The following is a 23,066-nucleotide window of genomic DNA, read 5'->3' as shown; positions in this document are numbered from 1 at the left end:
CCTGCCCCTGTCCGCCGGGGAGATCGGGGCGGGCGTCCGGGCCCGGGAACTGCGTGCGGCGGACGTGGTCACGGCGGCGCTGGAACGGATCGACCGGGCCGATCCGGAGCTGTGCGCGTTCATCGAGGTGTGGCACGAGGAGGCGCTGCGGCGGGCGGGCGAGGTGGACGCGCTGCTGGATGGGGGCGGGGACGCGGTCGAAGGTCCCCGGGATGTCCCTCGCACGAGTGATACCGACGGATCCGGGGATGCCCCTCGCACGAGTGGTGCGGGCGCCGGGCGACTGCCGTTCGCCGGCGTCCCCATCGCCGTGAAGGGGCGGCACGGGCTGCGGGCGGCCGGGCCGCTGCTCGCGGCCGGAGGGGTGGCCGTAGGGGCCACGTCCGTGCCCGGGCCGGGGACGCCCTGGCAGACCTGGGGGCTCGGTGCGCACGGCCGGACCGTCAATCCGTGGCGGGCCGACCGGACGCCGGGCGGTTCCTCGGCCGGGTCGGCGGTGGCGGTGGCGGCCGGGCTGGTGCCGCTGGCGACGGGGAGCGACGGGGCCGGGTCGGTGCGGATCCCGGCGGCGTGGTGCGGGGTCGTCGGGCTGAAGACCACGGCGGGGCGGCTGCCCTCCGCCGACCGCACGGGGCTCGCCGTCCCCGGCGCGCTCGCCCGCTCGGCGTCGGACGCGGCGACCTGGTGGCAGGTGATGTCGGGCGAGCCGGAGCCCGTCCCGCCACCCCTGCCCGTCACCGCCGTCTGGTCCCCCGACCTCGGTTTCGCCGGGCCCGATCCGGAGCCCGTCGCACTCGCCCGCGCCGCGGTGGAACGGCTCGTGGCGGCGGGTGTCGTACGGCTCGTACGGCCACGGGTGCCGCTACGGCTCACGGACCCCGGGCCCGCGTGGCTCGCGCTGCGCGCACCCGGCGCCGACCCGGCCGGGGCCCATCGCGAGCGGGCGGAGAACGACCGGGCGGAGAACAACCGGCGGCTGGCCGGGCTGTTCGACGGCACCGAGCTGCTGCTTACGCCCACGGCGCCCACCGCACCGCACCGCCACGAAGGGCCGGGAGACCGCTATTCCACCTCTCTCACCTGGGCGTTCAACCTCAGCGGGCATCCAGCGCTGAGCCTCCCGGCGGGCTTCGGCGAGGACGGCTGCCCGGCCGGGCTGCAACTGGTGGCGCCGCACGGGCGGGAGGCGCTGCTGCTGGCGGTGGCGCGGGAGGCGCAGGCGCGGGAGGCGCAGGCGCGTATCGGGAGCTGACGGGCTCCCCCGTCCGGCATAGTCCCCGCCTGACAGACACCCCTGGCGAATTTGAATGCGCACGCATATGATGCATGCGCGTGTAATTGCCGTACGCCTTTCTTCTGGGGGACCTTCATGACCCGTCGCTTCCTTTTCGTTCTCGGCAGCGCCCGCACCGAGGGTAACTCCGAGCTGCTGGCCCGCCGGGCCGCCGAGCAACTGCCCCCGGACGTCGAGCAGCAGTGGATCGACCTCTCCGAGCATCCCGTGCCCGACTTCGAGGACCTCCGGCACGACAGCGACCATGTCCGCCCGACCGAGGGCAGCCTGGCCCTGCTGCTCGACGCCACGCTCGCGGCGACGGACATCGTGATCGTCACGCCCCTGTACTGGTACTCGGTCTCCGCGCAGACCAAGCGCTACCTGGACTACTGGTCGGGCTGGCTGCGCACGCCCGGCCTCGACTTCAAGGCGACCCTGGCCGGACGCACCCTGTGGGGCGTCACCGCGCTCGCGCACCGTGAGGAGGTCGTCGCCGACCCGCTGATCGGGACGCTCCACAACTCGGCCGCGTACCTGGGGATGCGCTTCGGCGGGGTGCTGCTCGGCAACGGCAGCAAGCCCGGGGACGTGCTGAACGACACCGAGGCGCTGACCCGCGCGAAGACCTTCTTCGCCCAGGAGGCACCGCCCGCCCGGTTCCTGTACCAGCAGGACTAGGCCGTGACGTCCTTCGTCGTGAAGCGGGCCCAGGCCGCCGAGCCGAAGACCGCCGCGTACAGGGCCTGGAGGCCGAGGTTCTTCGCCAGCTCGTCCCAGTAGACCGGCTCGCGCATGAGGTCGGCGAAGGACAGCCAGTAGTGCGAGAAGAAGTACGGCTGAAGGGCGTGCAGTTGCGGGATCTGGTCGAGGATCTGGATCGTGATCAGCAGGCCGACGGTGGTCGCCATCGCCGCGATGCCACTGCCCGTCAGGGTGGAGACGAAGAGGCCGAGCGCGGCGACGCCGATCAGTGACGCGGCGACGGCGAGGGCGATCAGCAGGGCTCGGCCCAGGCCCTCGGCGAAGCTGATCCGCGTACCCGAGATGGTCGTCAGGTCGCCCAGCGGGAACAGCAGCGCGCCGACCGTCAGCGCCGAGACGGCGACCACGAGGGTGGCCACCAGGCAGAAGATGACGACGGTCGCGTACTTGGTGAGCAGCAGGCGACTGCGGCCGGCCGGGGCGACCAGCAGATAGCGGAGGGTGCCGGAGTTCGACTCACCCGCGATCGCGTCGCCCGCGACGACCCCGATCGCCATCGGCAGGAAGAACGGGAGGGTGGCCGCGAGGGCGGTGAAGACGAGGAACAGGCCGTTGTTGGTGATCTGGGAGATGAAGGCCGGTCCCCCGCCACCGCCACCGCCGGGCGACGAACCGTCCCCTGTCTCGATCTTGACGGCTATGCCGACCAGGACGGGCACGCCCGCCAGGACGGCCAGCAGCGCGAGGGTGCGCCAGCGCCGGAAGGTCGTGGTGAGTTCGCTGCGCAGCAGCCCGAAGGTCCACAGCGGGCTCACCGGGCGTACGGCCCCCGCGGTGTCAGCCCGCGACATCGAACCCCTCCCCCGTCAGCGCCACGAACGCGTCCTCCAGCGAGGCCCGTTCGACCGTGAAGCCCCGCACCCGCACCCCGGCCGTCACCAGCGCGGCGTTGAGGTCGGCGAGGTCGTGGTCCGGTGGTTCGCCGGTCACCCGGTCGTCGGTCACGACGACGTCGCCGACGCCCTGCTCCTTCAGTACGCGGGCCGCCTCCGCCGGGTCCGGTGTGGTCACCACGAGCCGGCCGCGCGCCCCCGCTGACAGCTCGGCGACCGGGCCCTGTGTGATCAGACGGCCCTGCGCCATCACGGCCGCGTGCGTGCAGACCTGCTCGATCTCGTCGAGCAGATGGGAGGAGAGGAAGACGGTCGTGCCGTCCGAGGCCAGCTCCCGTATCAGGGTGCGGATCTCGCGCATGCCCTGCGGGTCGAGGCCGTTGGTCGGCTCGTCGAGCACGAGCAGCCGGCGCGGCTGGAGCAGGGCGGCCGCGAGGCCCAGGCGCTGTTTCATGCCCAGGGAGTACGCCTTGGCCTTCTTGCTCCCCGCGGCCGTCAGGCCCACCCGGTCCAGGGCGGCGGCGACCCGGGCCCGCCGGGTGCGCGGATCGGCGGCCGGGTCGGCCGAGTCGTACCGGACGAGGTTGTCGCGGCCGGAGAGGAAGCCGTAGAGGGCCGGGCCCTCGATGAGGGCGCCGACGCGCGGCAGCACGGCGCGGGTGGCCCGGGGCATGGGCTGCCCGAGGACCCGCGCCGTGCCGGAGGTGGCCTCGATGAGGCCCATCAGCATGCGGATGGTGGTGGTCTTGCCGGAGCCGTTGGGGCCGAGGAAGCCGAAGACGCTGCCCGCCGGGACGGTCAGGTCGAGACCGTCGACGGCGAGCTGTCCGCCGCGGTAGCGCTTGGTGAGCGCGCGGGTGGAGATGACGGGGTCTGCCGGGTCGCCGGTCTCACCCCGCGCCTCCCGCCGCTCCGATTCCGCGGCGGACGGTTCGCCCATCGGCTTCCTCGTTCTCTCTGCGTCCCGTCTGCGTCCTGTCCGCGTCCCGTGACGGCAGGACTCACTTCCCGGCGTCGGCCGCCTTCACCAGGGCGTCCTTGGTGACCAGGCCGACGTAGACCTTGCCGTCGTCCGTGATCAGGGCGTTGACCAGACGGGTCGAGAAGACCGTGCCCGAGCCGAACTTGCCGGTGACCTTGTCGCCGAGCGAGTCCATGAAGCCGCCGAGCTCGCCGGCGTCCTTGCCGGAGGGCACGCCCTCGCCGCCGGTGTCGAAGGTGGCTATGGAGTTCCAGCCCTCGCCGATGGTCTTCATGCCGTCGAGGCCCTTGCCGAGGTCCTCATCGGACTTCGGGAGGGACTTCGGGGCGTGCTCGCGTGCTTCGGCCTTGCCGAACGCCTTCTTCTCGGACGCCTTCTCCTCGAACGCCTTCTTCTCGAACGCCCTCTCCTCGGACGCCTTCTCCTCGGTGACCTTCGCCCCCTTCGGCGGGGTGAAGTCGAAGGTCGACGCGGCGGGCTCGGCGAAGTCGACCTGGGTGAACCCCGCGTCGACCACGGCGGAGCCGCCGCCCGCGGGGGTCAGCGTGAACTTCAGCGGCGTGCCCGTCTCGGCGTCCACGGCCACGGTGATCGCACCGACCGTCGAGCCGGACTGCTTCGGCTTGATGAGCAGCTTGTACGCGTCCCGGCCGGCGACCTGGGCGGTGCCGTCCACGGTCACGGAGGTCGTGTCGTCGGCGGCCTTGAGGGCCTCCTCGGCGAAGTCCTTCGGCGTGGCCGGCGGCTGCTGGTCCCTGCCGTTCTCCTTGCCGCTCTCCTTGCCGCTCTCGGCGGCCGTGCCGTGGTGGACCTCGTTCGACTTGCTGTCGTAGGCCCAGACGTCCTTGCCGTTGTGGATGATGCTGTACTCGGCGGCGTTCTCCAGCAGCGACAGCTTCTGCCGGTCCGGGCCGTCGGCCGCGACACGCAGGGTGTGCGTACCGGAGGCCAGTTCGGTGAGCTTGGCCGTCGGGTCGGCGGAGGAGCCGCCCTCGCCCTGGCTCGCGGCGCCGGACAGCAGACTGCTCTCCAGGCCGCCGAGGTCCGGAAGTCCGAGGTCCGTGCTGATCTTCACGGTGCCGGACAGCTGCTGGACGTCCGACTTCGCGATCTTCTCGATGAGCTGCTGTGCGGTGATCTTCGGGAGGTCGGGGTCACCGGAGTCGGCGAGCGCGGGGACCAGCCCGATCGTCGCGGCCGCCACCCCCATCACCGTGACCGGTACGACGTACCGCGCGGCTTTGCGCCGTCCGGAACGCTGCTCGTCGACCTCTCCGGCGGTCGTGCTGTCGTCGGATGCGTACGGTGCCATGTGTGCCCTACCTCCGTGGTCGGCGGCGGCTGTCCGTGTCGTCCACGCACTCGTCCCTGAGCCGCCATTCTCACCCGAACAGGTGAGGAGTGGTGTCTTTCCCTGGTGTCCATCTGACCAAATCGGCCAGGGCAATGCGTCAGACCCCGGACTCAACTCCACGTACTGCTGGGGTATGACACGGAGGGGCGGCTCCTCCCCCGACCCGTAGGGGACGCACGGAAAGAACCGGCTAGCCCGCCCGGTGTACCACCGCGTCGCACAGCTCCACGAGTGCCGTCTTCGCGGCGCACTCGGGCAGGGGGGCCAGCGCCGACCGGGCGTCCTGGGCGTAGCGGACGGTGTCCTTCCGGGCCTGGTCCAGCGCCGGGTGGGCGCGCAGCAGGCGCAGGGCCTCGGCGTGCCGCTGGTCGTCGGTGAGGTCGGAGTCCAGCAGCTCGCACAGGGCGATGTCGTCCGCGAGGCCGAGCCGGGCCGCCCGTTCGCGCAGCCGCAGCACCGGCATGGTGGGGATGCCCTCGCGCAGATCGGTGCCGGGCGTCTTGCCGGACTCGTGCGAGTCGGAGGCGATGTCCAGGACGTCGTCCGCGAGCTGGAAGGCGACGCCGAGCCGCTCGCCGTACTGGGTCAGCACGTCCACGGTCGTCTCGTCGGCGCCGGACATCATCGCGCCGAACCGGCACGACACGGCCACCAGCGAACCGGTCTTGCCGCCCAGCACGTCCAGGTAGTGCTCGACGGGGTCGCGGCCGTCCTGCGGTCCGGCCGTCTCCAGGATCTGCCCGGTCACCAGCCGTTCGAACGCCTCGGCCTGCACCCGCACCGCCTCCGGACCGAGGTCGGCCAGGGTGTGCGAGGCACGGGCGAAGAGGAAGTCGCCGGTGAGGACCGCGACGGAGTTGTCCCAGCGGGCGTTCGCGCTCGCGACCCCGCGGCGCACCGTCGCCTCGTCCATCACGTCGTCGTGGTACAGCGTGGCGAGGTGGGTCAGCTCCACGACGACGGCCGACGGCACGATCCCGGGCGCGTACCGGTCACCGAACTGGGCGGAGAGCATCACGAGCAGCGGACGGAACCGCTTGCCGCCGGCCCGCACCAGGTGCTGGGCGGCCTCCGTGATGAAGGGCACCTCGCTCTTGGTGGCCTCGAACAAGCCTTCCTCGACAGCCGCCAACCCGGCCTGGACATCGGCTTCCAGAGCCTGGTCCCGCACGCTCAGCCCGAACGGCCCGACGTCGGTCACGAGGGGTCTCCTGTCTGCTGTGTCTGCCGGTGATTACGCGGATTGTCGATAGGTCGCTGCCATCACTCGAGTCAGCGTATCCGGTCACGTTTCGATCACTGCCAGCGCCCATGGTTACAGGCCGGGTGGTATCTGATCACGACCGTTATGTTTTCGATCGGGCCATAAGAACAGACATTTGTCGACTTACCAGCCGATAGTGAGATATTCACGATTTGCCATGACGATTGAGCAAATTACCTTTGACGGTAATTGCCCCACAGGCTTGTGATCAGTGAGTTGAATCACGTTAACCCCTTTGTCGCGCCACCCCGGCATCGACCCGTACCTCCTTCAGTCGAACGCCAGTTGAGCCTTGGCTCTCGCAAAGGATCAAGCGGACCGAACGCCCCTGACCAAGGTCAACCGCGCGATATGTGACTCCGGCGCTTGTTCCCGACATGTGCTCTCGCATACGTTCCCGGCCTGTCCGGCGGACGCCGAATCCTGCCGCCGCCCGGACCCCCACACGAACCGACTCACTCACGCAGGGCAGGAGCGGGGGACCCAGGTAAGTCGCCGTCCGCACAGCGGCACGGCTCGGGGTGAAGCCGCGTACGGCAGTACACCGCCGTACGCGGCCGGGCACCTCCCGGCCCGAACCCGACAGCTCACCTCGCAGGCGCCGGAGAGGAATTTCGCCATGGCCGGACGAGGCAAGCACCGTCGCCCCAGAACCAACCCGCTCTCCCGAGGTGTCGCGATCGCCGGCACCGGCGGAGCGGCACTGACCCTCCCGCTGCTCGGAACCACCATCGCCAGCGCCGCCGAGGCGCCGCAGAGCGCACCCGCCGTCGCGCAGTCCGTGGACCGGGCGGCCCAGCCCAAGTCGCTCACGTACACCGTGACCAAGGGCGACACGCTCTACCGCATAGCGGACAAGTACGACGTCGCGGGCGGCTGGAAGAAGCTCTACAAGGACAACCGCTCCGCCATCGGCGACAGCCCGAAGCTGATCCACCCGGGCCTGAAGCTGAAGGTGTCGACGACCAAGGCGGCCGCCGCCCCGAAGAAGGCGGCCAAGTCGTCCGCGGCCAAGCCGGCCGGTGGCGTCGCCAAGGCCACCCAGGCCTCCGCCAAGACCTACGCCGACAACCTCGACGGGTGGATCCGCGAGGCGCTGGACATCATGGCGCAGAAGGGCATTCCGGGGTCCTACGACGGCATCTACCGCAACGTCATGCGCGAGTCGTCCGGCAACCCCCAGGCGATCAACAACTGGGACTCCAACGCGGTCAAGGGCACCCCGTCCAAGGGTCTGCTCCAGACCATCGACCCGACGTTCCAGGCCTACCACGTGGACGGCACGTCGTGGGACCCGTACGACCCGGTCGCCAACATCACGGCGGCCTGCAACTACGCGGCCGACCGCTACGGCTCGATCGACAACGTCAACGGCCCGTACTGAGCCGCCTGGCCCAGCAGTCGCTCGAGGACGACGGCGATGCCGTCGTCCTCGTTCGACAGGGTGACCTCGTCGGCCACGGCCTTGAGTTCGGGATGGGCGTTCGCCATCGCGACGCCGTGGGCGGCCCAGTCGAACATCGGGATGTCGTTGGGCATGTCACCGAAGGCGATGGTGTCCGCCGGCCGCAGCCCCAGATGCTCGGCGGCCAGCGCCAGGCCCGTCGCCTTGGTGACGCCGCACGGCTGGAGCTCGACCGTGCCGGGCCCCGACATCGTCACCGTCGCCAGCGATCCGACCACCGAACGGGCCGTCGCCGCCAACTCGTCGTCCGACAGGGCGGGATGGCGCAGCAGCACCTTGCTGATCGGCTCGCCCCACAGATCGTCGCGCCGCTCGACCCGTACGGCCGGCAGGGTCGGGTGCGGCATGAGATAGCCCGGCTCGATGAGCGTGAGCCCGTCGACCCCGTCCTGGTCGACCGCCGCGTACACCTCCCCCACCTCGGCCTCGATCTTGCCGAGCGCGGTCTCCGCCAGTTCCCGGTCCAGGGTGATGGACCACAGCAGTCGGCCCGCGCCGGCGTCGTACACCTGCGCGCCCTGCCCGCACACCGCGAGCCCCGTGCAGCGGAGGTCGTCGAGGAGCGGTCGCACACGCGGTGCCGGCCGGCCTGTCACCACGAGGTGCTGGGCACCGGCGTGCGCCACCCGCGCGAGCGCTTCGAGAGACCGGTCGGACAGGGTGTCGTCGCCGCGCAGCAGCGTTCCGTCCAGGTCGGTGGCGATGAGTGAATATGCGATGGGTGCGGCCATGATCTGAGAATACGGACAGCGCGCCCCTTCGTTTCATCGCGCAGTGGACACCGATTGCCCGGTTGAAGGCCTCTGCACCAGTTGGCAACAACATGGTCCGCTACCTACCGTCGAGGCCGTCTCGGGCGGTACCTTCCAAGTGTCCAGGGGGGACTTGATCGGGGGGTCAGGTTGAGCAGTGGGCGCATTCGCGTGGCTGGGCCCGGGGAACTCGGCGAAGGGGAGAGGGAGCGCTGGCGCGCACTGCGCGCTGCCTCCGAGACACCGCGCAACCCCTTCATGGAACCGGAGTTCACCGAAGCCGTCGGTCTGGTGAGGCCGGGGGCACGGGTCGCGGTGGTGTACGAGGGGCTGGAACCGGTCGGTTTCCTGCCGTACGAGCGAGGGCCGTTGGGCCAGGGCCGGGCGATCGGGCTCGGTGTCTCGGACGCACAGGGGGCGATCCTGCGGCCGGGCCTGGACCTGGACACGGGCCGGCTCCTGAGGGCCTGCTCGGTGTCGAGTTTCGCCTTCGACAACCTGGAGGCCGAGCAGCGGCTGTTCGTCCGGTACGCGGCCGAGGAGCACGCCGCCTACGTCATCGACGTGGAGAAGGGCTACGAGACCTACGAGTCGGTGCTGCGCGCCCAGTCGCCGAAGTTCCTGAAGACGACCCTGGCCAAGGAGCGCAGGCTGGGCCGGCAGGCCGGCGAGACGCGGTTCGTGTTCGACGAACGCGACCCGGCCGCGCTGCGCACCCTCATGGAGTGGAAGTCGGCGCAGTACCGCAGGACGGGCCGGCAGGACCGCTTCGCACGGGAGTGGATCACCCGCCTCGTGGGACGGCTGGCCCGGACCCGGGCACCGGAGTGCAGCGGCACGCTGTCCGTGCTGTACGCGGGTGGGCGGCCCGTCGCCGCCCACTTCGGACTGCGCTCGGCATCCGTCCTGGCCTGCTGGTTCCCGGCCTACGACCCGGAGTTCGCGAAGTACTCGCCGGGTCTGGTGCTGCATCTGCGCATGGCCGAGGCGGCGGCCGCCGAGGGCATCGGCATGCTCGACCTGGGGCGGGGCGCCGCGGAGTACAAGGACGCGCTGAAGACGGGCGAGCTGCCCGTGTACGAGGGTGCGGTGACGCGGCCGGGGGCGGGCGCGGCACTGCACTGGCTGAGCCGCGAGCCGGCGCGCCGCGCGCACAGTTTCGTCCGCGCCAGGCCGCGGCTCGCGGCGCTGGCCGCGCGGACCCTGAAGGGCGCGGCTCGGCTGCGCCGTAACTGAGGACGAGTTCGTACCTGAGCACGAGTTCGTACCTGAGAACGAGTTCATACCTGAGCACGAGTTCGTACCGACACGAGTGGGGGGTGAGGGGCGCATGGCTCGTTCGACGCGTGCGCGGGAGGAGATACGGCGGTTCCTGGACATCGGGGCGGTGCAGGTCGCTGAGCTGGATCTCGACGGCCTCGACGGAGACGAGGCGGTGCTCAGACCCGGCCCGGGGAGCCCGCCGGTGACACACGGCGAGGTGTTCGTGCTGGTCCGCAGGGGTGGACGGCCCGTGGGCACGCTGCTCGGGCGGGTGCCGGAGGGGGCGGACGCGCGGGGTGTGCTGGAGGGGCTGGCGCGGGCGGAGTGTGCGCCCCTTCTTTCCGCACGCGCGGAAGCCGGTGCGTTCGGTGAGCCCGGTGAGCTCCGTGAGCCTCCGTACACCAGTGTCGTCGTAGCGACCCGGGAGCGGGCCGGGCAGCTGGCCCGTGCGCTGGACTCGCTGCTGGCGCAGGACCATCCGCGGTTCGAGATCGTCGTCGTGGACAACGCGCCCGTGACGGACGAGACGCGGGAGCTGGTGGAGCGGAAGTACGCCGAGCGCGTGCGGTACGTGTGCGAGCGGGTGCCCGGCCTCGCGGTCGCGCACAACGCGGGCCTCGCGGCCGTGCGGGGCGAGGTGGTCGCCTTCACCGACGACGACGTCGTCGCCGACCCGCGCTGGCTGACCGAACTGACCGCGCCCTTCGCCGCCGACGCCGGACTCGGCTGCGCCACCGGGCTGATCCTGCCCGCGCGGCTGACGACCCCCGCCCAGATGCTGCTGGAGAGCCACGGCGGCTTCGCGAAGGGCTTCACTCCAAGGACGTACGACCCGGCGCGTCCGCCGGGCGACGAACCGCTGTTCCCGTTCACGGCGGGGCGGTTCGGCTCCGGCGCGAACATGGCGTTCCGTACGGCGGTGCTGCGTTCCGTCGGCGGTTTCGACCCGGCCACCGGTGCCGGTACGGCCGCCCGGGGCGGCGACGACCTCTACGGCTTCGTCCGTGTGCTGGCCCAGGGTCACCGGCTGCGCTACACGCCGTCCGCACTGGTGTGGCATCACCACCGGGAGACCTGGCAGGACCTGGAGACCCAGGCGTACGGCTACGGCGCCGGGCTCACCGCCTATCTGACCGCGGTGCTGGTGAACCGCCCCGCGCTGCTGCCGGCGTTCCTCGCGCGGCTGCCCCGCGGCCTCGCCCACGCCCGGACGCTGACGGCCGTACGCGAGACCGAAGGGGGCGGGGCGCCGGGCGACCACGACACGCGGACGCATCCCTGGCCGCGGCGGCTGTCGCGGTTGCAGCGCAGGGGGATGCTGTACGGGCCCGTCGGTTATGTGCGGGCGCGGCGGGCGCTGCGCGCGGCGGGCGGCGCGACGCTTCGGGGGGCGAGATGAGGACGTCGGCACGTACGCGGTCCCCGAGGCCGATATCGCCCTCGGGGACCCCGGCCATCCCCGTCTTCCTGTACCACGCGGTGATGGACGACCCGCCCGGCTGGATCGCCGAGTTCACGGTCACGCCACGGCAGTTCGCGGCCCATCTCGACGCGCTCGCCGACAGCGGCCGTACGCCGGTCACGATCAGTACGATCGCCGACCATCTGGCCGGGCGGGCGTCCCTGCCGCCCCGGCCCGTGCTGCTCACCTTCGACGACGGCTTCGCCGATCTGCCCGGCCCGACCGCCGAGACGCTGGCCGGCCGCGGCCTGCCCGCCACCGCGTATCTCACCACCGGCGCCATCACCCCGGGCGGCCGCAGTCTGCTGCCGCCCGCCCCGATGATGACCCTGGACCGGGCGGCGGAGCTGGAACGTTCCGGCATGGAGATCGGCAGCCACACCGTCACCCACGCGCAGCTCGACACCCTGTCCGGCAAGGACCTGGCGTACGAACTGCGCACGTCGAAGGCCGTGCTGGAGGACGCTCTCGGCCACGAGGTGCGCCACCTCGCCTATCCGCACGGCTACAACAGCCCGCGGGTGCGGGCCATGTCGGCCCGGGCCGGCTACGAGACGGCGACCGCCGTGCGGCACGCGCTCAGCTCCGACCACGACGAGCGGTACCGCATCGCGCGGCTCATCGTCCGGCGTACCCACACCGTCGCCGACGTCGAGGGCTGGCTGGCGGGGGCGGGCGCGCGGGTCGCGCCGTACCGCGACGGGCCGAAGACGATCGGGTGGCGGTGGTACCGGCGGGCCCGTGCCGTCGTGCACGGGCCCGAGTTCGCGGGCTGACCCGGCCGCGCGGTGGGCCACGCGGTGGGTCACTTGAGCGGCTGGTTCGGGCTACTTGAGCGGCTGGTTGAGATACGGGTCCGCGGCCGCCTCGCGCAGACTGTCCCAGGCCGCGTCGTTGGCCAGCGCCAGGTCGCAGTGCGGGCCGGGGTCGCGGTAGTTCCACTGGAGGGCGGCCTTGACGCCCTCCAGGCCCTTCAGCACCCCGGGCACCTGCGCGTACCACTCGGCCTGCCGCTGCGGGCGGGCCGAGTCCTCGGCGGTGCCGAACTCGGAGAGCATCAGCGGCTTGTCGTCGGAGATGTTCGCGCGGATCCAGTCGTGCGCGGCGTTCTGGGTCTGAGCGAAGGTCATCCAGCGCGTGTTGTGGCAGCGGTAGTAGTTGTACTGGTTGTAGCCGATCCAGTCGACGTACTCGTCGCCGGGATACATCCGCTTCATCTCGTCGGCGTGGTCGAGGTAGCCGGTGGTGATCCACGTCCAGACCACGTTGTCGACGCCCAGCTCGCGGAACCGGTCGTGGATGTGCCGGTACGCCTTCACGTACTCGGCGGGGGTGCCGTTGTCCGGGGTGCGGGTGTCCATCTCCAGGTCGAAGGAGAGGAAGACCTTCTTGCCGTAGTCCTTGATGCGCCGGGCCTGGACGTCGATGACCTTGTCGTCCAGCTCACCGGACGCGATCTGCTTCCAGGTCGGCTGCTGCTTCTTCGTGCCACCCCACCACTTGCTCTCCCAGGACAGCAGCAGCAGGTGGTCCTCGCCGACGCGCCGTTCCTCCGGGGTGAGCAGCTGTCCCTCGCGGCGGGTGCCCTGGGGCAGGGACATGTCGTGGTACGTGTACACGATGTCCAGCTCACGGCCCACGCGCTTCTCGTAGGCGCGCACCTTCTCGGGCAGGTCGCCGCGCTCGTGGGGCACGAACGCGCCGAACCAAGCGCCGCAGGGTGGTTCCAGGAGTGCCGTGGGACGGCAGTCCGCCCTGGAACCGGCGCCCTGGGGGTCCGGTCCGGAGGCGTCCCGGAGGGCGAGTACGCCGACCAGGACCGCGCTGACGACCGTGGCGGACGTGATCAGCAGACGGCGCCGGCTCGACGCGAACGGGCCGGCGGCCGGCCGCTCCTCGGTCGTGGTGTTCGGGTCGCGGCGAAAGGGACGGTGGGGACGGTTGAACCTCACGGAGCGGAACCCTTCGGTGTACTCGGCGTCGTTTTCGCCGCTGTGCTCGACTGCGGGGAGGCGCGCAGCGGTGGACAGAACGCGGCGAGCGTGGTCAGGAGAGTCAGTGTCAGCAGCACCCGCTGCGCGCTGAAGGCGTGCGTGGCGATCAGGACGGTCGCGACGAGCATCACGGCACCGATGCTTGTGAACAGCACCAGCATCAGCCGCTCCAGCAGGTCGGAGTGGCGTGCGAAGTCCGGGTCCCGGCGCTCGACGGGCCCTTCGGCGGGCCGCGCCCCCAGTGCGGGGGCGCAGACTCTGACCATCGCCGCGCCCGGACCGGCCGCCAGGAAGAGGACGACCGCGGCGCCCCGCAGCGGCGATCCGCCGGGCAGGGCGAGCGCGGCGAGCGCGAGCCAGCCGCCGAACGGCGGCAGCATCCGGACCACGAGATCCTGCGGTGTCATCGCTCCGCTCCCTCGGACTGCTTCAGTACGTAGAGCCATCCGGCGCTGTTCTGCGCCACGAGCCGGAACCGCGGTGAGGCGGCGACGGACTTCCGGACGCGGTCCAGCTGCGCCTTGGTGAGCTGGCCGTTCATCTCGGAGTTGGCCAACTGCCCCTGGGTGAGCAGGAAGTAGGCCCGGGCCGGCCGCTCCACTCCGGCCATGTCACTCGCGAGGGTGGCGGCCGGTTTCCGGACGATCCGGTCGACATGACTGCGGGCGTCGTCGAGGAACCAGTAGTGGTCGACGCTCCAGTAGGAGTCGTACGCGAGCGGGTAGTTGCGGTTGGCCGCCACGACGAGAGAGCCGTCGGGCGCCTGGTCGAACAGCTGCCGTACGAGGGCCACTTCCTGCGGCGGGAAGTAGTTGATCCGGTCCTTGCCCGAGTAGGCCGGGACGAACGCCAGGGTTCCGCCGAGCAGTGCGGCCAGCGGCAGCCAGACGCCGAGCGGGCCCTTGGGGGAGGCGGCCTGCCGGCTGCCGGCTTCCCGGGCGGCGGCGTCGGCGGCCAGGGTGCGGACCTTGGGCAGCAGCGCCGCGGCGGCGAAGAACGCGGCGCCGGGCAGCATGAAGAGCAGCACCCGGAAGATCATCTCGCTGCCGTAGCTGCTGGCCGCGAACATCGGCAGCGGGGCGGCGGCGATCAGCAGCAGCGGTCTGGCCCGGTGCCGCAGCACCCGTTGGCGCAGCACGCCGAGGGCGGCGAGCAGCAGGACGGAGCCGGACAGCAGCCGGGCCGCCCAGGAGGTCGCGATCGCTCCGGTGCCGGTCGGGGTGGCGCCGTACCCCGTCTCGACGTTGGCTCCGACGTCGCCGATGGAGCGGATCATGTCCGGCATCGCGGCGGACAGGAAGGGCAGCGCCGCCGTGAGGCACCAGGCGAGGAAGATCACGACGGTCGTGACCACCGGGACCCAGTCGCGGTAGCGGCGGCTGAGGCACAGGGCGAGCAGGCAGACGACCAGCATGCCCGGTGTGAGCTGGTGGGAGATGACGATCGCCACCAGCAGGACGGTGATCACCACCGTCCACACGGCCTGCCGGGGCTGCCCGCGCCGCACCGCGGACCGGCCGAAGCGGCGCAGGACGACGGCCAGGACGCCGACATGCAGCGCGTAGGCCACGGACTGGGGCGAGAAGTAGTCCTGCCCGACCCAGTTGGCGACGTAGAAGAGCCACACCGCGGTCCAGATCAGCCGCCGGTCCTCGGTGAAGGTGCGGTAGATCAGCAGCAGCGGGAGCAGCAGCATCAGGCTGGAGGCCAGGGGCCACCAGGCCATGAACATCGCCGTCGAGTCCACGCCCAGCAGCCGCACCAGGGCGGCCTGCGCGGCGAAGAAGCCCGGCCACTGGTCGTACACCGCCATGTCGCCGACCTGGTCGGCCGTTTGCAGACCGCCGGCCGTCAGCAGATGGTCGATGACCGCCTCGTGCTTCCACGCCCAGGCGTACAGCGGGGTCGGGTAGACCACGGCCTGGGTGGCCCGCTCCATCACCAGCAGCCCGAGGACGTACGCCGCCGCCCAGCCGCCCCGCCGGCGCGGATCGCGGACGGTGAACCAGAAGCCGGTGGTGAGCACCGCGAGGCCGGCCCAGAAGGTGGGGTGCAGCGCGGTGACCAAGCCGTAGTCGTCGAGCCGCGAGACATCGGTGTGCCGCACCGCGTACGCCCAGAGGGCGAGCGCGGCGAACAGCGGCACGCCGGGCCAGGCGAGGGCGCGGCGCCCGGGCCAGACGGGAGGCAGATCGGACAGGTCCGTCACGGGCTCATGGGCGGGGCTCGACGACTCCGAGGAAGAGGGGCTGGAGGACTGGCTGGAGATCTCGGGGTGAGGAGCCGACGAGTCCGCTTCGTCCCGGGCAGGTGTGGGTTCTGGCGTGGATCTCTCCCGTGGAGTTGCTGGCGGACGCACGGTGGTTCCCCCCTGGCGAATCGGCTCTGTTCGACTCTGTTCGGCGCTGGGTCGTGTTGGTTCGGCGCTGGATCGTGATCAGTCGCTTGGCCGGCGGCTCGGTGGTCCGTCGGCCGGTCGGTCGGATATGGAGCGGGAGCGCGTCCACGCCGACGCGGCGCGGCGGAGCGGCAGGAGCAGGACGAGGACGACGAGCAGGGGCGGCGCGACGGGTGCGAGCGCGTCGCGCCACACCCAGCCGCCGACCGCGACGAGATACAGAACCCCCCAGCGCCCCGGCCACGTCAGCCGCCCGCCCGCGCTCGCGAGCAGCAGCCACAGCGGCACGAGGCACAGCAGCTGGCAGACCGGCGGCGCCCAGCGCAGCAGCGCCTCGGGCCCGTCGAGCCCCAGTGTGTCCGCGAGGAAGCCGGCCGTCTTCTCGTACAACGCCCCGTCCACCGGCCGCGGTTCCCGTCCGAGGGCGACCGGTGCGGTGTACAGGGCGAGCAGGGCGGCGTACAGCGCCGTGCCGGGCAGCCACGGGTCGCGTCGGGTGCACAGGGTGAGGGCGGCGACGAACACCACGAGCAGCAGGCCCCCTGCGGTGAGCGAGGGCAACGGCAGCCCCTCCAGCAGCTGACGTCCGGTCAGTGCGGCTTCGGAGGCGTCGTCGAGCCAGGGCAGGTCGCGCAGCGGCGCCAGGAAGAAGACGGCGGCCACGCCGAGCAGGCTCCAGAGGGCGCCTGCGAGCCGCCGCTCCTGTGGCTCCCGGCCGTTGAGTGCTGCTGCGGACTCGTGCGGTGGTGGTTGCCGGGTCGGTCCCTCCGGGCGCACGATCAGCGCCAGGGTGTCCGCCTGCAACGCCTCACGTTCGTAACCGGGGCGCCCGATGAACAGCGTGACCGTGTCCTGGTCGCTCGCCTGGTCACCGTCCTTGGGCTGGTACGCGGCCCGGCGCGCCCAGGTCGTGCCGTAGCCGGCGGTGGCGTTGAGTTTCGCCCAGCGGGTGCCGTAGGAGGGGTCGTCGGGTGTACGGGCGGGGGGCGCGCTGTCGTTGTGACGCAGTGCCGCGCGCAGCCCGACCGTGGAGACGACGGCGATCAGCGTCATGCTGAGCAGCACCGCCCAGCCGGCGCCCGCGATCCCGGCCGGGGTGAACAGCATGGCCGCGCTGCCCAGCACCAGGGCGCACATGGCGCCTTGCAGCGCGGCCAGCACACCCGTGCGCCCCTGGACGCGCAGCACGCCGATGTACAGCTCCACCACGACCCGCGGCAGCGCGCCGAGGGCGAGCAGCCGCAGCACGGTCGAACCGTGCTCGGCGTAGTCCGGGCTGAAGGGCGTGAGGATGTACGGGGCGAAGAGGACCAGCACGGCCACGACCGGGACCAGCAGCAGCGTCATGCGCCGCAGGGCGCCCCGGACGCCGTCGGCCAGCTGGCGCGGGTCGTGCGAGGCGTGCGCGGTGAGGGACGAGGCCATGTTGATGGCCATGAACTCCATCGTGCCGCCGACGGTGTACGCCACGTAGAAGTAGCCGTTCTCGGCGGCGCTGAAGCGGACCGCGACCATCACCGGCAACAGGTTGATCATGGCCAGGCTGAACAGCGCGCCCAGTGAGTCCCCGGCCAGGAAGCGGCCCATGTCGCGGAGTTTCGGAGGTTCCTTCTCGCGGTCGTGTGCCGCCTGGCCCGGGATGAGCTTGCGGAAGATCAGCCAGCCCAGCGGCAGGGTGGAGAAGGCGATCGCCACCGCCCAGGAGACGAAGATGCCGAGGACGGGCAGTGTGCCGGCGAAGACGGCCAGCAGGGCCAGCTTTCCGACCGAGAACACCGCGTTACCGGCCGGCACCCACTCCGCCTTGCGCAGTCCGGTGAGCACGCCGTCCTGGAGGGTGAGCAGCGCCCAGGCCACGCACGCCGCGACGAACACCGCCCCCGCCATGGGGGTGCCCAGGGGGGCGTACGACGCTCCCCAGGCGTCGAGCGTGAGCAGGAAGACGGCGGCGGCCAGCGCCACGATCAGCGAACTGGCCGCGTACGTGCCCCACACCAGGCGCCCGGTCTCCCGGCCCGCGCGCGGGACGAAGCGCACGACGGCCCCGATCATCGTCGTCGCCGTGATGCTGGCGAGCAGCCGCATCGCGGCGATCGCGGCGGATCCCTGGCCGACGGCCTCCTCGGAGTAGTAGCGGGCGGCGACCAGCCAGAATCCCAGGCCCAGCACGGCGGACACGCCGGTGCTGAGCATGAGGAAGTAGGCATTCTTGAACAGTGAGTCGTGCGTACGTCCGCTGTCGGCAGGCTCGAGCCCGCCCCCTCCGGCACGCGTGGGGGCGGGCTCGTGCACCTGGATCTCAGCCACGGGACTGACCCAGCCCTCCCGGTGTCGGCCTGTTCCCAGGCAGCTCCCCCGGCGCTTCGACCGGTCGTGCCCCGGACCGCTCCAGCACCTCGACGGCCGTCCGCGCCCGCAGCGGGTCCACGGGCAGCGCGTGCCGCGCGAACCAGCGGGCCGCCTCGGGGGCCGGTGACGGGTCGGTGAACTGCGCACCCGCGTAGTCGTCCAGGGGCGGGTCGTAGAGGTAGCCGACGACCATGCCCTGCCGTGCCAGAGCCGCGATCGCCGCGTCCCGGTCCGCCACGAACAGCGGGACGCGGAACAGCGGCTGTGTGCCGTACGCGTCGCGCGGCTTGGCCCAGGGCGTGGACAGCAGCAGCTCGGTGCCCGCCCGGCAGGCGTCCAGCACATCGTCGAGCCGGTCGAGCTTGCGGCCGATGCGCCGCAGCCGCAGCAGGCCGGACTCCTGGCGGTAGTCGTGCATGTCGACCCGCACCCAGGAGTGGTGCGCCTCCAGTCCGGGCGCCCGGCGCTCGGCCAGGGCGAGTTCGTCCGGGCGCAGCGGCATGCGGATCTCCTCGCGGTCCGCGAGGCCCAGCAGCCGGATCGCGGCCCAGGCGGCGCGCCGCAGCCGCAGCCCGCGCACCGTCGCCTCCGCCAGCGGCCGGACGGCGTAAGCCAGTTCGGAGCTCACCCGGCGCGGGACGAGCAGCCCCGCGCAGGTCTTCTCCACCGCCTCCCGCAGTCCCGGATCGGCGAGCGAGAGCATGCCTCCGGCCTTGGCACCCACATGCTTGGACAGGCTGAACGCGGACGCCTCCCCCCACGCCCCGACCGGCCGGTCCCCCACCCTGCTGCCGATGGCGTGCGCCGCGTCCTCGAACAACGGGATCCCGAGCGCGTCGCACTTCTGCCTGAGGCGCGGCGCCGGGTCCGGGTTCCCGTACAGGTTCGTCGTGAGCACGGCCGACACCGAGCGCCATGTCTCCTCGGGCACGGCATCGACGTCGATGGACGCGTCGAGCGGGTTCAACGGCGCCTGCACCGGACGCAGTCCGGCCGCGAGCACGACGAAGAAGATCACGTCGTCGTTGACCGGCGACATCAGCACCCGTCCGCCGGGCGGGCACCAGTGGCGCAGCGCCACGTACAGCCCGAAACGGCACGACGGTACATACACACATTCCCGGCCGAGCCGGACGCGCATGGCCTCTTCCAGCCGCTTCGGCTGTGGACCACGCCGTACCGAGCCCGGACCGGCCTCCCCTATGGCCATCCGCCCCCCTGGTGTGCCATGGGAACGCCCCCTCCCCGAGGCCTTCCGGCACCCGCCCAGAGTCGCCCCGTTCGCACCGCTCCGTCAAGATTGCGTCGCGTCCTGTGGATAACTTCCGGCACGTACGAAAGTGGCGTCTCGTCCGTCGCGCCGGAGTCGCTCCGTCCGGTCACCCCGCACCCACCTGCCCCGTTCGCCGGCGTCCGCCTCCTCGGACTCTGCCCAGGACCGGCGTGCCACCCGTAACGTGTGGCACGACCACGAATACGTGGCGACGACATGGCACACCCGAAAGCGAGGCAGCACCCGATGCCCCCCTTCGATGTCCCCGAGGGCGACCCCTTCGGCCCGCACAATCTGCCGTACGGCGTGTTCTCCCTCCCCGGCTCGTCCCACCGGTCCGTGGGCGTCCGGCTCGGCGACCATGTGCTGGACGCCGGTGCCGCGGCCCACGCGCTCGGCTCCCCGTACGCTGCCCTGCTCGCACAGCCGAGCCTCAACCCGCTGCTGGCGGCGGGGCGCACGGCCTGGTCGGACGTGCGCCGGGCGCTGACCGCCTGGGTGACCGTGCCGTCCCACCGCGAGACCGTCGAACCGCTGTTCCACCCCCTGTCCTCGGTGACCCTGCACCTCCCCTTCGAGGTCGCGGACTACGTCGACTTCTACGCCTCCGAGAACCACGCCCGGAACGTCGGCCAGATCTTCCGCCCCGACGCCGAGGACTCCCTCACCCCCAACTGGAAGCATCTGCCGATCGGCTACCACGGCCGCTCCGGCACGGTCGTCGTCTCCGGCACGGACGTCGTACGCCCCTCCGGCCAGCGCAAGGCGCCCACCGACACCGCTCCCGTGTTCGGCCCGTCCGTCCGCCTGGACATCGAGGCGGAGGTCGGCTTCGTGGTCGGCGCGCCGTCCCTGATGGGCGAGCCGGTGTCCCTCGACGCCTTCCGCGAGCACGTCTTCGGCCTCTGCCTCCTCAACGACTGGTCCGCGCGCGACGTCCAGGCCTGGGAGTACGTCCCCCTCGGCCCGTTCCTCGGCAAGTCCTTCGCCACGTCGGTGTCGGCCTGGATCACCCCGCTGGACGCCCTGGAGGACGCCCGGGTGGCCCCGCCGGCCCGGACGCACGAGCTGCTGCCCTACCTGGACGACCGCGACGAGGAACCCGGCGGCTACGACCTGCGGATCAGCGTCGCCGTCAACGGCCACGTCGTCTCCGAGCCGCCCTTCTCCACCATGTACTGGACGGCCGCCCAGCAGCTGGCCCACATGACCGTGAACGGCGCCTCCCTGCGCACCGGCGACCTGTACGGCTCGGGCACGGTCAGCGGCCCGGCGGACCGGGAGCGGGGCTCTCTGCTGGAGCTGACCTGGAACGGCCGCGACCCCCTCGAACTCCCGGACGGCAAGCGGACGTTCCTGGAGGACGGCGACGTGGTGACCCTCTCGGCCTGGGCCCCGGGGCCGGACGGTGTACGGGTGGGGCTCGGCGAGGTGACGGGGCGGGTGACACCCGGAGCGGAGTGAACCCTCGCGGCAGGGGCGAGTCTGGCCGACAGTCGCCCCTCCCGGCTCTTCCGATGGCGTTCGACTCCTGACTCACACCGCCCGGCCCGTCATACTGGGCGTCGGGCGGTGCGTCCGCCCGCGCCTGGTACACGGCACGTTCGGCGCGCACTTCGGCCGTGGCACCGGCGCGCCCAGCAGCCGCTCTTCCTCGTACCACCCGTAGCCGCCCCTCTTCCGACCAGGAACCGGAGCCCGTGGCAATGACCGTCTGCCTGCTCCTGCTGAGCGTTGTCGCCGTGACGGCCGCCGTGCCCGCGCCCCGGGCGCTGACCCGGTCCGCCTGGCCCGACTGGGAACCGGTGGTCGCGCTGTGGGTGTGGCAGTGCCTGGTCGCCACCGTGCTGCTGTGCTGTGTGACGGCTCTCGCCCTGGGCGCCGCCGCCGTCTTCGGCACGGTCCGCGCCCAGCTCTTCGCTCCGGCGCCGCCCGCCGTGACCGCGGCGTACGACCTCTCCACCGCCCCGCCGTGGGCCGCCACCCTCACCCTGCTGCTGGCCTGCGGCGCCGCCTGGACGACCGCGATGCTCGCGCGCGAACTCGTCGAGGCGCGCCGACGCCGCGCCCAGGCCCGCGCCCATCTGCGCGAACGCGCCCCCGACCTGCCGGCCGGCCTGCCCGCCGCCCGCGGTCCCCTGCTGGTCCTGGAGGACGAGTACCCCGACGCCTGGTGGATGCCCGGCAGTCCGTCCCAGCTGATCGTCACCACGGGCGCCCTGCACCGTCTCACCGGCCACCAGCTCGACGCCGTCCTCACCCACGAGCGCGGCCACGCCCGCGCCCGCCACGACTGGCTGCTGCACCTGTCCACGGCCCTGGCCACCGGCTTCCCCCGCATCCCGCTCTTCGCCCACTTCTGCGACCAGACCCACCGTCTGGTCGAACTGGCCGCCGACGACACCGCCTCCCGCCGCTGCGGCCACCTGACCACCGCCTTGGCCCTGATCGAGCTCAACCAGCACCGCGGCGTCCTGTCCTGCGCCTCCAGCCATCGTCTGCTGGGCGAACGGGTCGACCGGCTCCTGGAACCGCCGCCCAGGCTGGGCCGCAGGCACCGGGCCCTGACGACCACCACGGCCGCGCTCGTACCGCTTCTGCCGCTGCTGATCGCCTTCGCCCCGGGCCTGACGGCGCTGTCGTAGCCGTACCGGCCGGGAGCCGACAGGGTGGGTCTCGCTACGGGACGGCCCGAGCCGTGGTGGCAGATGTCCCCACGGGCCCGCCGAAACCGCAGCTCAACAGTCGAACCGGTCACATTCCCGGTGGCGCAACATTCCCGCAACACTACTTTTCCTATCGGATAGGTATGGTCCGAGCCATGCCCATCGACCGCAGCCGGGATCACGCCGGACAGGGAGCCGCGACCACCGTCGCCGCCCACCGCGCGCGACGCCGCCTGCGCGCCGACCGGGCCAGGCAACTGGCGGACCTGCTCCGCCAGCAGACACTCACCGGCGCCTTCCACGGCGGCACCCTCCCCCACGAGTCGACCCTCGCCGCCGACTACGGCGCCGGCCGCAACACGGTCCGCGAGGCTCTCGACCTGCTGCGGGCCGAGGGCCTCGTGGAACGCCGGCCCGGCGTCGGCACCGTGGTCGTGGCCCACAAGTACCCCCATGGTCTCGACCGCCTGATGGGCCTCGCGGAAACCCTCCGCGAACACGGCCGGGTCACCAACGAGGTCCGCACCATGGGCCCCGCCCCGGCACCCGCGCCGGTCGCCGAACGCCTCCACCTCGCGCCCGGCACCGACGTCCTCTACATCGAACGCCTGCGCCGTCTGAACGGCCTCCCCCTGTCCCTCGACCTCACCTACATCCCGCTCGACATCGGCACCGGCCTGCTCGGCGCCGACCTGGAGAACACCGACGTCTTCCGCCTCCTGGAGGCGGTCACCGGCCAGCCCCTCGGCCACGCCGAGATCACCCTGGAAGCGGTCAGCGCGGACACCCACTCGGCCGCCGTGCTCGAGGCCCCGCGCGGCGCCGCGGTCCTCATGCTGGAACGCCTCACCCACCTCGCGGACGGCCGCCCGGTCGACCTGGAGTTCATCCGCTTCCGCGGCGACCGCATCACCATGAGCGGCCTGCTGCACCGGACTCGGTAACCACCCCACTCGCGCAGATCCCTGGAGAC

Annotated in this window: 19 protein-coding genes and 1 riboswitch; of the genes, 9 read left to right on the top strand and 10 right to left on the bottom strand. The window is 72.0% G+C overall.

The window, feature by feature from the left end; genetic code table 11:
• Position 1: 1 nt before the first annotated feature.
• Together ACFZBT_RS16100 and ACFZBT_RS16095 are read left to right on the top strand one after the other, a co-directional pair.
• Complete coding sequence (locus ACFZBT_RS16100; protein ID WP_391103669.1) at positions 2 to 1,252, top strand: amidase family protein; 1,251 nt, start codon at positions 2 to 4, stop codon at positions 1,250 to 1,252.
• Positions 1,253 to 1,369: 117 nt separating this feature from the next.
• Positions 1,370 to 1,954, top strand: a complete 585-nt coding sequence (locus tag ACFZBT_RS16095) for an NAD(P)H-dependent oxidoreductase (RefSeq protein ID WP_391103421.1) — start codon at positions 1,370 to 1,372, stop codon at positions 1,952 to 1,954.
• Here ACFZBT_RS16095 and ACFZBT_RS16090 read toward each other — a convergent pair.
• From ACFZBT_RS16090 to ACFZBT_RS16075, 4 genes are all read right to left on the bottom strand, one after another.
• Positions 1,951 to 2,829: an ABC transporter permease gene (locus ACFZBT_RS16090; RefSeq protein WP_391103419.1), complete on the bottom strand. Its 879-nt coding sequence runs from the start codon at positions 2,827 to 2,829 to the stop codon at positions 1,951 to 1,953. The two genes, ACFZBT_RS16095 and ACFZBT_RS16090, sit on opposite strands and share 4 nt — an antisense overlap.
• Complete coding sequence (locus ACFZBT_RS16085; RefSeq protein WP_391103416.1) at positions 2,816 to 3,811, bottom strand: ATP-binding cassette domain-containing protein; 996 nt, start codon at positions 3,809 to 3,811, stop codon at positions 2,816 to 2,818. The genes ACFZBT_RS16090 and ACFZBT_RS16085 overlap by 14 nt, the downstream gene beginning before the upstream one ends.
• A 61-nt stretch (positions 3,812 to 3,872) precedes the next feature.
• Positions 3,873 to 5,165 (bottom strand): outer membrane lipoprotein carrier protein LolA, encoded by a 1,293-nt coding sequence (locus ACFZBT_RS16080; RefSeq protein WP_391103414.1) that lies wholly within the window; start codon positions 5,163 to 5,165, stop codon positions 3,873 to 3,875.
• A 232-nt stretch (positions 5,166 to 5,397) separates the two neighbouring features.
• Positions 5,398 to 6,408: a polyprenyl synthetase family protein gene (locus ACFZBT_RS16075; protein ID WP_391103412.1), complete on the bottom strand. Its 1,011-nt coding sequence runs from the start codon at positions 6,406 to 6,408 to the stop codon at positions 5,398 to 5,400.
• Positions 6,409 to 6,909: 501 nt separating this feature from the next.
• Positions 6,910 to 7,085: riboswitch (cyclic di-AMP (ydaO/yuaA leader) on the top strand.
• Positions 7,086 to 7,090: 5 nt separating this feature from the next.
• Between ACFZBT_RS16075 and ACFZBT_RS16070 the strand changes: the two genes are divergently transcribed.
• Positions 7,091 to 7,855, top strand: coding sequence for a LysM peptidoglycan-binding domain-containing protein (locus tag ACFZBT_RS16070; protein ID WP_391103410.1), 765 nt, complete (start codon positions 7,091 to 7,093; stop codon positions 7,853 to 7,855).
• Here ACFZBT_RS16070 and ACFZBT_RS16065 read toward each other — a convergent pair.
• Positions 7,819 to 8,667, bottom strand: a complete 849-nt coding sequence (locus tag ACFZBT_RS16065) for a Cof-type HAD-IIB family hydrolase (RefSeq protein ID WP_391103407.1) — start codon at positions 8,665 to 8,667, stop codon at positions 7,819 to 7,821. The genes ACFZBT_RS16070 and ACFZBT_RS16065 overlap by 37 nt on opposite strands.
• Positions 8,668 to 8,853: 186 nt before the next feature.
• Between ACFZBT_RS16065 and ACFZBT_RS16060 the strand changes: the two genes are divergently transcribed.
• The 3 genes from ACFZBT_RS16060 (at position 8,854) to ACFZBT_RS16050 (ending at position 12,189) form a co-directional block, all read left to right on the top strand.
• Complete coding sequence (locus ACFZBT_RS16060; protein WP_391103667.1) at positions 8,854 to 9,924, top strand: GNAT family N-acetyltransferase; 1,071 nt, start codon at positions 8,854 to 8,856, stop codon at positions 9,922 to 9,924.
• 94 nt (positions 9,925 to 10,018) lie between these two features.
• Entirely contained in the window at positions 10,019 to 11,350 is a 1,332-nt protein-coding gene (locus ACFZBT_RS16055; protein WP_391103404.1) for a glycosyltransferase, read from the top strand.
• An 83-nt stretch (positions 11,351 to 11,433) separates the two neighbouring features.
• Positions 11,434 to 12,189, top strand: a complete 756-nt coding sequence (locus ACFZBT_RS16050; protein ID WP_391103401.1) for a polysaccharide deacetylase family protein — start codon at positions 11,434 to 11,436, stop codon at positions 12,187 to 12,189.
• Positions 12,190 to 12,240: 51 nt separating this feature from the next.
• On the opposite strand, the gene ACFZBT_RS16045 is transcribed toward ACFZBT_RS16050, so the two are convergent.
• The 5 genes from ACFZBT_RS16045 to ACFZBT_RS16025 all read right to left on the bottom strand — a co-directional run bounded on the left by ACFZBT_RS16045 (position 12,241) and on the right by ACFZBT_RS16025 (position 19,364).
• Complete coding sequence (locus tag ACFZBT_RS16045) at positions 12,241 to 13,365, bottom strand: glycosyl hydrolase (protein WP_391103399.1); 1,125 nt, start codon at positions 13,363 to 13,365, stop codon at positions 12,241 to 12,243.
• Entirely contained in the window at positions 13,362 to 13,814 is a 453-nt protein-coding gene (locus tag ACFZBT_RS16040; RefSeq protein ID WP_391103396.1) for a hypothetical protein, read from the bottom strand. Before ACFZBT_RS16040 ends, ACFZBT_RS16045 begins: the two co-directional genes overlap by 4 nt.
• A complete protein-coding gene (locus ACFZBT_RS16035; protein ID WP_391103393.1) occupies positions 13,811 to 15,616 on the bottom strand; it encodes a glycosyltransferase in 1,806 nt (601 codons plus the stop codon). The genes ACFZBT_RS16040 and ACFZBT_RS16035 overlap by 4 nt, the downstream gene beginning before the upstream one ends.
• 228 nt (positions 15,617 to 15,844) lie before the next feature.
• Entirely contained in the window at positions 15,845 to 18,112 is a 2,268-nt protein-coding gene (locus ACFZBT_RS16030) for a lipopolysaccharide biosynthesis protein (protein ID WP_391103391.1), read from the bottom strand.
• Complete coding sequence (locus tag ACFZBT_RS16025; protein ID WP_391103388.1) at positions 18,105 to 19,364, bottom strand: DegT/DnrJ/EryC1/StrS family aminotransferase; 1,260 nt, start codon at positions 19,362 to 19,364, stop codon at positions 18,105 to 18,107. The genes ACFZBT_RS16030 and ACFZBT_RS16025 overlap by 8 nt, the downstream gene beginning before the upstream one ends.
• Positions 19,365 to 19,673: 309 nt before the next feature.
• Between ACFZBT_RS16025 and fahA the strand changes: the two genes are divergently transcribed.
• The 3 genes from fahA to ACFZBT_RS16010 all read left to right on the top strand — a co-directional run bounded on the left by fahA (position 19,674) and on the right by ACFZBT_RS16010 (position 23,037).
• Positions 19,674 to 20,891: a fumarylacetoacetase gene (gene fahA / locus ACFZBT_RS16020; RefSeq protein WP_391103386.1), complete on the top strand. Its 1,218-nt coding sequence runs from the start codon at positions 19,674 to 19,676 to the stop codon at positions 20,889 to 20,891.
• A gap of 242 nt (positions 20,892 to 21,133) precedes the next feature.
• Complete coding sequence (locus tag ACFZBT_RS16015) at positions 21,134 to 22,072, top strand: M48 family metalloprotease (RefSeq protein ID WP_391103664.1); 939 nt, start codon at positions 21,134 to 21,136, stop codon at positions 22,070 to 22,072.
• 164 nt (positions 22,073 to 22,236) lie between these two features.
• Positions 22,237 to 23,037, top strand: coding sequence for a UTRA domain-containing protein (locus ACFZBT_RS16010; RefSeq protein WP_391103384.1), 801 nt, complete (start codon positions 22,237 to 22,239; stop codon positions 23,035 to 23,037).
• Positions 23,038 to 23,066: the final 29 nt, after the last annotated feature.

This window comes from Streptomyces sp. NPDC008137 (genome assembly GCF_042957035.1).
Taxonomy (GTDB): domain Bacteria; phylum Actinomycetota; class Actinomycetes; order Streptomycetales; family Streptomycetaceae; genus Streptomyces.
The sequence above is the reverse complement of the archived record's forward strand: the minus strand, read 5'-3'. Positions and strand labels throughout refer to the sequence as shown.

Bases quoted from the DNA above. Each gene is read 5' to 3' on its own strand.
- ACFZBT_RS16090 (WP_391103419.1), bottom strand. From the start codon at position 2,829: ATGTCGCGGGCTGACACCGCGGGGGCCGTACGCCCGGTGAGCCCGCTG.
- ACFZBT_RS16050 (WP_391103401.1), top strand. From the start codon at position 11,434: ATGGACGACCCGCCCGGCTGGATCGCCGAGTTCACGGTCACGCCACGG.
- fahA (WP_391103386.1), top strand. From the start codon at position 19,674: ATGCCCCCCTTCGATGTCCCCGAGGGCGACCCCTTCGGCCCGCACAAT.
- ACFZBT_RS16010 (WP_391103384.1), top strand. From the start codon at position 22,237: ATGGTCCGAGCCATGCCCATCGACCGCAGCCGGGATCACGCCGGACAG.
- ACFZBT_RS16040 (WP_391103396.1), bottom strand. From the start codon at position 13,814: ATGACACCGCAGGATCTCGTGGTCCGGATGCTGCCGCCGTTCGGCGGC.
- ACFZBT_RS16025 (WP_391103388.1), bottom strand. From the start codon at position 19,364: ATGGCCATAGGGGAGGCCGGTCCGGGCTCGGTACGGCGTGGTCCACAG.
- ACFZBT_RS16095 (WP_391103421.1), top strand. From the start codon at position 1,370: ATGACCCGTCGCTTCCTTTTCGTTCTCGGCAGCGCCCGCACCGAGGGT.
- ACFZBT_RS16080 (WP_391103414.1), bottom strand. From the start codon at position 5,165: ATGGCACCGTACGCATCCGACGACAGCACGACCGCCGGAGAGGTCGAC.
- ACFZBT_RS16070 (WP_391103410.1), top strand. From the start codon at position 7,091: ATGGCCGGACGAGGCAAGCACCGTCGCCCCAGAACCAACCCGCTCTCC.
- ACFZBT_RS16055 (WP_391103404.1), top strand. From the start codon at position 10,019: ATGGCTCGTTCGACGCGTGCGCGGGAGGAGATACGGCGGTTCCTGGAC.
- ACFZBT_RS16085 (WP_391103416.1), bottom strand. From the start codon at position 3,811: ATGGGCGAACCGTCCGCCGCGGAATCGGAGCGGCGGGAGGCGCGGGGT.
- ACFZBT_RS16015 (WP_391103664.1), top strand. From the start codon at position 21,134: ATGACCGTCTGCCTGCTCCTGCTGAGCGTTGTCGCCGTGACGGCCGCC.
- ACFZBT_RS16065 (WP_391103407.1), bottom strand. From the start codon at position 8,667: ATGGCCGCACCCATCGCATATTCACTCATCGCCACCGACCTGGACGGA.